We start from the raw sequence: 8,369 nt of genomic DNA on the forward strand, positions 1-8,369 counted from the left end.
CCCCCCCCCCCCCGCCATTTTTTTTTTATGATACGTCGACCACCGAGATCTTCACTAGGCTATTCGTCGGCAGCGTCAGATGTTTTTAAGAGACAGATTTTAAGCTTGTTAAGTAGCGTTACGCTTTGGTGCATGGAGTAAGCTATTGATTATGTGCTGAGCTAGTCGAGTTAAAGAGGTAACTTTTTGTTATTTAACCATAACTCAGTGAATTGATTTTTCGAATGAAATGCTAAAGGTTGTGCGCTTTGCTAACCAGTTAAGGTGGATAGGGAAGGATAGGTGAAAATAATGCTAAATCGCTTTATGCTCCGAGGGCTCCTTGCATGCACTTATTTAGCTTGTGTCGCCAGTTCTTCAGCATCGTCATACCAAGATTACCCTCCCCATGGCAGTCGCACTGTTGATGATGTACGTCATCGTTATTCTCCTATTATAGTGCCACGTTTAACACGTTTGTTTGCGCAATCTGGAGTGGCTTATCCACCTGAAAAATTAGGTTTATTTGCAATAAAGGAAGATGAAGCATTAGAGCTTTGGGCTAAACAAAAGGGACGTTGGTCTTATATCAAGCGTTACCCCGTGAAAAAACAAAGTGGTGAATTAGGCCCTAAATTACGGGAGGGCGACAAACAAGTACCGGAAGGGATATACCAAGTTGTTGGTCTTAACCCGAATAGTCGTTTTCATTTATCAATGAAGTTGAATTATCCAAACCGTTTTGATCTTCAGCATGCCCAAGAAGAAAAGCGGTATAAACCTGGATCAAATATTTTTATTCATGGTCGTGCATCATCGGTAGGGTGTCTGGCTATGGGCGATGTTGCTATAGAAGAGCTGTTTATTGCCGCTGAGGCCGTCGGAATCGAGAATATTGAGGTGGTCATCTCACCCACAGATCCGAGGAAGGGGCCTTTAATTGCCGCTAGCACATATCCACATTGGACAACGAATCTTTACCGTAATATAGAAGAAGCTGCTGTAAAGTTTGGTCGATAGTAGATATAAACGAAGGTAAGGTGTTTTTGGTTTGTGATAAAACTCGTATTTTTGTTTTTGAATTTTAAGTTTTCAGCGTTGATATTTGAATTGACCTAAAAAAAACGAGCAGAAGACTGGTTAACGGAATAGCATTTTGTAATACTAAAGACATAACAGCAATATATATATCAACTAATCATCAAATTGCATGATTAGGCAAATACATTTTCAGAGTCATTCATTATGCCAAAGCGTAGCAAAGAAGATACAGAGATCACAATCCAAACCATTATGGATGCGGTTGTTGATCAACTGCTGACATTAGGTTACGACAAAATGTCATACACCACATTAAGTAAACAGACAGGCATTTCTCGTACTGGCATTAGCCATCACTTTCCTAAAAAATCGGATTTCGCGAATGCAATGGATGGGCGAATCTTTAAACTGTTCGTTGAAAAACTCGATCTTGAAAGTGATCTTGAAACTTTCGTAACTAGCTGGGTTGCGGCATTAGAAGATGAGAAGTTCTTGGCAATTCTGCGTTTACTTTTCCACCACATTGTTACAGCAGAAAGCTCGAATGAATTTGCGATGCGTGGTATTGAACGTTTATACCAACTTTGTAGCGATCGTTTTGGTAAAGACAGCATCAAAGAACTTGAATGGCTATTTGGTAAATCATTAATCATGATGGCTAAGTAGGCTCCAAAAAAATAAAAGCGGTTCACTTCGGTGAGCCGTTTTTTTTTGCCTAAAAAATCAGGTTATTTTCAATCTATTGCTACTTTGGTTTTAGTTAATTGTTTGTCGTTGTTATTTTCCCGCATAAGGTGATTATGGTCACGAAAAATAAACAGTCACCTATTCTGTAATTATACGGGGTGATATATTGTATATGTAATGGTTCTTTGCAATAGGGATATTGCTGATTAGGCTTAAATGACGTTAGGCGGGTAGATACCCGCCATTTTTTTGCCTGTACCTTTCGCATCATCTGTAAATACCCGCCATGTACATCAACTGGGTGTTAAGTTCATCAACTCTCTCTGCTTTTTAGCCTCCATTGAGGCAGCCGTACTATAGTCTGAAATCATGCCTTTCCTTATGCTTGTACACTCATATTTGGTCGTTTCCCCATTTTATGGTGATAGGTAACATGTTGCACTTGGTGCAAGGGCAATTCATGACCGAGAATAAAACATCATACATTTCTATGTTTAAACAGGTGTTTACCGCCATTAGAAGCGGTAAGATGTCACCTTACGAATAAGCATTTTGTTTAATATTGAATGTTTTAGCCATGATTTATAAATTCAAGATTGAACTTCATAGAGTAAATGCTCTAAAATGGTGTTGAATTGTTCAAAAGACAAAGACCTATAAGGGTTAATGATGAAAATGAAGCCTATTGTCGCATTGGTTAGCATTTTGTTTAGTGTGACGAATGTACATGCAGCACCTGTAAGTTTTAATGATGCATGGCGAACTGTTCTTGACAGCAGTGATGCTCTGGCGGCAGAACGTGCAAATATTGACCGTACCCAATATATGCAGGATGCGGCAAGTGACTTGAGCCTTCCTAAAATTACCATGTCTGCTAATTACACTCGCTTAGATAAGCCTGTGGAAATTAAACCGTCTGACCTTGCGGCGAGCACACCCGCTGGAAGTCAGATGGGTCCGATAGGTGCTGCAATATTGCCTATTGCGGATGATTTATTTACCTCACAACTGACTAAGCGCGATGTTTTCACGAGCTCAATTCGCGCCATTTGGCCAATTTTCACAGGTGGACGTATCGATGCAGCGCAAGATATAGCCAGAAGCCAAAAAGATGAAGCGAAGTACATGCTGGCCATGAAGCAACAGGCCAAATTTGAAGATTTATCGAAGTTTTACTTTGGGGTGGTGCTGACTGAGCATGTACTGCAAACCAGAAAAGAGGTCGAACAAGGCCTGAAAAAACACTTAGATCATGCCAAAAAATTAGAGCAGCAAGGCCAAATTGCAAAAGTAGAGCGATTGCAGGCAGAAGCTTCTTACGATAAAGCGCGTGTTGAGCGTCAAAAAGCAGAACGTGATTTTGAAATATCCCAAGTTGCACTGACTAAACTGTTGAAGCTATCGAGCCCCGCAGCGTTATCAACAGGTTTATTTACCAACGAATCTTTGCCACCTATGAGTGCATTCATTGAGAAAACACTTAATGAATACCCTGGCTTACACATTCTTGACTCCAAGAAGAAGCAAGCTAGCGGTGTGATTGATATCGAAAAAGGTAAGTATTACCCAGAGGTGTACCTATATGGTAACTACAGCTTGCATGAAGATGACACTTTAGCGGCTAAAACTGCGCCAGATTGGGCTGTTGGTGTTGGTGTTAATATCGCATTGTTCGATAACTCTGGCCGTTCAGGCAAAGTAAAAGCAGCCCGCAGTACCGTTGATCAAGTGAGTTACTTACGTCGACAAGCCGAGCAAGACTTATCTGTCTTGGTCGAAAAAACATACCGTGAAGCACAACAAGCATTAGAAGAATTTAACAGCTTGAAATCGAGCATAGCGTTAGCGCAAGAGAATGTTCGTTTACGTGACAAAGCGTTTAGCCAAGGATTATCGACATCATTAGAAGTGGTCGACGCTGAAATGTATTTAGCTGGTGTGAAAACACAACGTTTGGCTGCGGCTTATCAATATGTAATTTCATTGTCTCGTTTACTGGCCGTTAGCGGCGAAATGAACAGCTTTAATCAGTACCAACAATATAAAGGTTTAGAGGTTAAATCATGAGTAAGTATAAGTCTTTCGCTGCAATCATTCCGGCAGCCGCGTTAGTGGGGTGGCTTGGCTACACCTTCTGGCAAGCTTATCAGCCTCAGCCAGAGCGCCTTCAAGGTCAAATAGAAGCGCAACAATACAATATTTCATCAAAAGTACCGGGTCGTGTGGACCAAGTATTAGTGAAAAAAGGTGAAAGCGTTGAGCGTGGCCAACTTATTTTCACTCTATTAAGTCCTGAGATTGACGCTAAATTAGAGCAAGCACGTGCGGGTCAAGAAGCGGCAGGTGCAATGGCCGAACAGGCAGAAAAAGGTGCACGAAGCCAAGAAATCGCAGCGGCTTATGATCAATGGCAAAAAGCAAAAGCGGCGTCTAGCTTAATGGAGAAAACCTATAAGCGAGTAGATAACCTGTACCGTGATGGTGTACTCGCTGAACAAAAACGTGACGAGGCTTATACCCAATGGCAAGCAGCGCGTTATACCGAACGTGCAGCTTTCCAAATGGCAGAAATGGCAAAAGAAGGTGCACGAGTTGAGACAAAGCGTGCCGCGGTAGAGCAAGCACGTATGGCTGCTGGTGCCGTAGCGGAAGTGGAAGCTTATGCGGCTGATACCCGTGTTGAAAGCTGGCACCGTGGTGAAGTAAGCCAAATCCTTCTTCGTTCTGGTGAATTAGCGCCACAAGGCTTTCCCGTTGTAAGCATTGTCGATATGGACGATGCATGGGCTGTTTTCAACGTGCGTGAAGATCGTCTAAAGGCGTACCGTGAAGGTCAAACATTCCAAGCTGTGATCCCTGCATTAAGTGAAGACAGCCATGAGTTTATGGTGAGCCATGTGTCTGTGATGGGTGATTTTGCAACGTGGCGCGCAACGGATACCGCGAAAGGTTTCGACATGCGTACTTTTGAAGTAGAAGCGCGTCCTGTACAGCCAATTGAAGGCTTACGCGTAGGCATGAGTATTTTAGTAGAGCAGGAGTAGCATGACCTTGCGTTCACAGCTAATACGAGAGTGGCACATTTGGCGTTCAGAGGCGTGGTTAAAAGCCATGACACTCTGGATCCCTGCTTTGCTGTTTATCGTCGTGTGGGCGATTTTCTCTGGGGGAATCGCCCGAGATCTGTCGATTGGTGTGGTTGATCTTGACCATAGCCGTCTGTCTCGTCAGTTAACCCGATATTATGATGCTAGCCCTGCCTTGGCGGTTACCGAGCAGTTTACAACGGTCGATAAGGGCAGTGCTGCATTACGGAATGGTGATATTTACGCACTGGTTGTGTTGCCTTCTAAATTAGAAGAAAACACCATGCTAGGGCGTTCACCACAAGTAACGGCTTTCTATAATAGTCAGTTTATTTTGGTGGGTAAGTTAGTTAACTCAGCGTTACTTCAAGCGCAGGGCACATTTACCGCCGGCGTAGATACACTCAAAAATATGGTGGGTGGTAGCCCAGTCCCATTGCAAGCATTAGGGCAGGCCGTTCCAGTTAGAAGCCAAATAACGCCGCTATATAATACCAGCAGTGATTATGGTCAGTTTCTCGTGTCTGCCGCTATTCCTGCTATGTGGCAAATTATCATGGTGGCGACGACCGTATTGGCGATGGCAGCCGAGCTACGCCAGCAAGGAGTTGGCCGTTGGCTTGCAAAAGCACCTATCCGTAATTTGGTTGCCAAGTTATTGCCGTATACAGGGCTATTTTGGTTGCAGGGTGCAGTCTTTATGATTGGTATGTACCTGTGGCAAGCATGGCCAATGCATGGGAGTTGGGGCATTGTGCTATTTGCGCAGTTCCTCACTGTTGTCGCTTGCCAAGCAATAGGGGCTTTACTGTTTCTTGTCACCTTGGACGCGACGCGTGCGATGAGTATGGTTGCTGGTTTTACAGCCCCTGCATTTGCTTTTATGGGGATCACTTTCCCTGCGAGTGATATGCCGCTGTTGGCCCAAATTTGGCGCGCTTTGCTACCCATTAGCCACTATATCGAAGTGCAAGTGATGCAAGTGAGCTATGGCGCGTCATTGGCGGCATGTTTGCCAACGTTAGCGGGTATTTTTGCTTTCTGGATAGTGTTGGTCTTGGTGGCGTTAAAGGCGAAAGCGATTGGTCATTCTGAGCTTAAGCTTGAAGGCAATGCTGAATTGAATCACCACTCACCGGAGGTGAAATCATGAGTTGGCGTACACTGATAAAATTTGAGCTGAATGCGATTTTTACCAATCCGGCGTTACTGTTTACTGTGTTTGGTGGGGTGTTGATCTACTCATTTCTTTACCCACTGCCGTATTCTCAGCAGTTACCACGTGAGCAACTAGTCACTGTGGTCAATCACGATAAAAGCCAAATTAGCCGTGAATTGATTCGGATGATAGATGCGACACCACAAGTAAAAGTACAGCAGTATGCGCAGTCTATAGGTGAAGCGAAAAGTCAGTTAGAAACGGGTGAAGTTCATGGGTTATTAGTGATCCCTGAGCACTTCAATCGTGATTTGTTACTCGGGAAAAGCCCTGTACTCGCGTATGCGGGTGATGCTTCTTATTTCCTTGTGTACGGCACTATTGTCGAAGGGATGGCCACCGCGGGTGGTACGCTAGGGGCTAAGGTAAAAGTGGCACGGATGGTTATGTCGGGTGATAACATTGCGTTAGCATCAGATCAGTATTCAGCCATTAAACTGAATACGCGCCCTGTGTTTAATCCATCGATGGGCTACGTGAATTACGTTGTGCCAGCAGTATTCGTGCTGATTTTACATCAGACATTATTGATTGCTGTGGCCATGTTAGGTGGTGGTCAAAACGAATATCGTCTACAAGGTGGTACAGGGTATTGGTTGCGTTATCCAGCATGGAAAATAATCATAGTGCGTGGTTTGCTGATGATGGCAATTTACCTTCCACTGACTGCGTATTATTTTGGTTATAGTTTCGAGTCATTAGGTATCAGCAGGCTTGCTTCAATGAGTGACTTACTGGCAATGACAGTACCTTTCTTATTGGCTGTCGTTTTTGCAGGGATGGTAATTGGTCAGTTGATCCCACGCCGTGAATTGGCAACAGTGATAGTCTTGATCAGCTCGATTCCCTTGATTTTCACCGCGGGCTTTATTTGGCCGCCATCTGCTATTCCAGATGTATTAAACCACATCGCTCAAATTGCACCTGCGACACCCGCTATTAACGGTTTTGTACGCTTGAACCAAATGGGTGCTAGCTTCGAACAAGTGATTGGCTGGTGGGGACAATTATGGCTACAGGTGGTTGTTTTCGGCTGTATCGCGTCATGGCTAATGACACGAGCGCAAAAGGCGTCAGCTAAACAAGTTAATGCTGCCAGCTTAGAATAAAGTAGCTTGGTGTTACCATGCATAAAAGAAAGGCCGCCCCTTACTAAGGGGGCGGCCTTTTTGTTGATGTTTTTAAATCTGGCTTATGACGCTGGCGTCGCTGGCTGGATATAAGCTTTAGTGCCCCATAATGGCACTGTAGACAGGCTATGCTTGAAGCTTCCCTCTGTCTCTTTAGTCGTGTAAGACAAGTAGAGTAGCGTCTGGTTTTCGGCATCGTAGATACGTCTAACTTTCATTGATTTGAAGAAGATGCTTTTAGATTGCTTGAATACCACTTCACCCGATTTACTTTTATCTATTCTAGCGAGCATTTCAGGTGTGATATCACCCGTTTGACGACAAGAAATAGAACTATCACTTGGATCGGAAAGGCTTAAATTAGCTTCAACAGAGGCAATATGGCAGGTCACTCCAGGGATTTTTTCATTATCCAAGTTTGAGATTTTGATTTACTTAGATGAACTCTTCATTACCAACACTACGACTAGTTGCTTCTGAATTTGTTAGAATCGAATAGTACTGTACAAAAATACAGTATTTATCTATACTAAATATATTGCACAATACTTTGAGTTATTCTTCTTTAAAATAAGTGACTTATTGGTACTATAGCGCTGTCGATAAAACCAGTAATATGTAAGGGTATAAAATGGCGTCAATCAAGCGCTTTGTAATTCACGAGCTTTTCAAAGAAAAAAAACCAGATCTTGCTGATGAACTTTTAAACTTAGGCAATGAAGTCATCTTAAAACTTGCTAAAGATTTAGTTAAAACCAAGGATAGTAGAACGGCTGTTCTTTGGGGGCAATTTAAAGGTAATGGTGACTTTCCTTCAAAACTTAGAGAGTTAGATAGTGAGCAAGACGGTGAGGCTCAAAGAGACAGTGTATTTCTTGAACTTACAACGTCTACAATGGCTGCTTTATATGAAGAGATTGTTCATACAAACAGTAAAGGTGGCTATATCTGTTTTATTGAGTATGAATCATTTCATGATAGCCGCTTAATGGCTGCGATGATAACTAATACTGCTGGTATTAAGTTAACTAATTTGAAGCCCACAACTGAAGTTCACGTTGATTTGAGTAAATTGCACCAAGCAGTTGATATAAATACTACTGGTTATGTAAAATCATTAAATACTGATTACAATAAAAATTATCTCAGCTTCATAGGGAAGGGTAAGCATACAGATTATTTTACAGATGCTTTTGATTGTATAAATAAAATAACTCCAGCTAAAGC

7 protein-coding genes and 1 pseudogene are annotated in these 8,369 nt (G+C 42.8%); 7 read left to right on the forward strand and 1 reads right to left on the reverse strand.

From position 1 onward, the window contains the following. The first annotated feature begins 291 nt into the window (after window positions 1-291). The 6 genes from ASV53_RS21085 to ASV53_RS21110 all read left to right on the forward strand — a co-directional run bounded on the left by ASV53_RS21085 (window position 292) and on the right by ASV53_RS21110 (window position 7,121). Window positions 292-999: a L,D-transpeptidase family protein gene (locus tag ASV53_RS21085; protein WP_239928875.1), complete on the forward strand. Its 708-nt coding sequence runs from the start codon at window positions 292-294 to the stop codon at window positions 997-999. Between the two features lie 225 nt (window positions 1,000-1,224). Next, a complete protein-coding gene (locus ASV53_RS21090) occupies window positions 1,225-1,686 on the forward strand; it encodes a TetR family transcriptional regulator (RefSeq protein WP_094958553.1) in 462 nt (153 codons plus the stop codon). Window positions 1,687-2,376: 690 nt separating this feature from the next. After that, on the forward strand, window positions 2,377-3,774 hold the full coding sequence (locus ASV53_RS21095; RefSeq protein WP_094958554.1) for a TolC family protein: 1,398 nt from the start codon (window positions 2,377-2,379) through the stop codon (window positions 3,772-3,774). After that, window positions 3,771-4,751 (forward strand): HlyD family secretion protein, encoded by a 981-nt coding sequence (locus ASV53_RS21100; protein ID WP_094958555.1) that lies wholly within the window; start codon window positions 3,771-3,773, stop codon window positions 4,749-4,751. Before ASV53_RS21095 ends, ASV53_RS21100 begins: the two co-directional genes overlap by 4 nt. Before the next feature lies 1 nt (window position 4,752). Continuing rightward, window positions 4,753-5,946: an ABC transporter permease gene (locus ASV53_RS21105; RefSeq protein WP_083540998.1), complete on the forward strand. Its 1,194-nt coding sequence runs from the start codon at window positions 4,753-4,755 to the stop codon at window positions 5,944-5,946. After that, on the forward strand, window positions 5,943-7,121 hold the full coding sequence (locus ASV53_RS21110) for an ABC transporter permease (protein ID WP_094958556.1): 1,179 nt from the start codon (window positions 5,943-5,945) through the stop codon (window positions 7,119-7,121). The genes ASV53_RS21105 and ASV53_RS21110 overlap by 4 nt, the downstream gene beginning before the upstream one ends. 83 nt (window positions 7,122-7,204) lie before the next feature. Here ASV53_RS21110 and ASV53_RS21115 read toward each other — a convergent pair. Next, window positions 7,205-7,573, reverse strand: a pseudogene (locus ASV53_RS21115) (CreA family protein); the annotation flags it as partial. A gap of 200 nt (window positions 7,574-7,773) precedes the next feature. Here ASV53_RS21115 and ASV53_RS21120 point away from each other — a divergent pair. Further along, on the forward strand, window positions 7,774-8,369 hold a 596-nt coding region (locus tag ASV53_RS21120; RefSeq protein ID WP_141226287.1), incomplete at its 3' end, for a nucleoid-associated protein.

The organism is Photobacterium sanguinicancri (assembly GCF_002265265.1).
Classification (GTDB): domain Bacteria; phylum Pseudomonadota; class Gammaproteobacteria; order Enterobacterales; family Vibrionaceae; genus Photobacterium; species Photobacterium sanguinicancri.

Coding starts and splice junctions, on each gene's coding strand:
- ASV53_RS21085 (WP_239928875.1), top strand. CDS start 292: ATGCTAAATCGCTTTATGCTCCGAGGGCTCCTTGCATGCACTTATTTA.
- ASV53_RS21090 (WP_094958553.1), top strand. CDS start 1,225: ATGCCAAAGCGTAGCAAAGAAGATACAGAGATCACAATCCAAACCATT.
- ASV53_RS21095 (WP_094958554.1), top strand. CDS start 2,377: ATGAAAATGAAGCCTATTGTCGCATTGGTTAGCATTTTGTTTAGTGTG.
- ASV53_RS21100 (WP_094958555.1), top strand. CDS start 3,771: ATGAGTAAGTATAAGTCTTTCGCTGCAATCATTCCGGCAGCCGCGTTA.
- ASV53_RS21105 (WP_083540998.1), top strand. CDS start 4,753: ATGACCTTGCGTTCACAGCTAATACGAGAGTGGCACATTTGGCGTTCA.
- ASV53_RS21110 (WP_094958556.1), top strand. CDS start 5,943: ATGAGTTGGCGTACACTGATAAAATTTGAGCTGAATGCGATTTTTACC.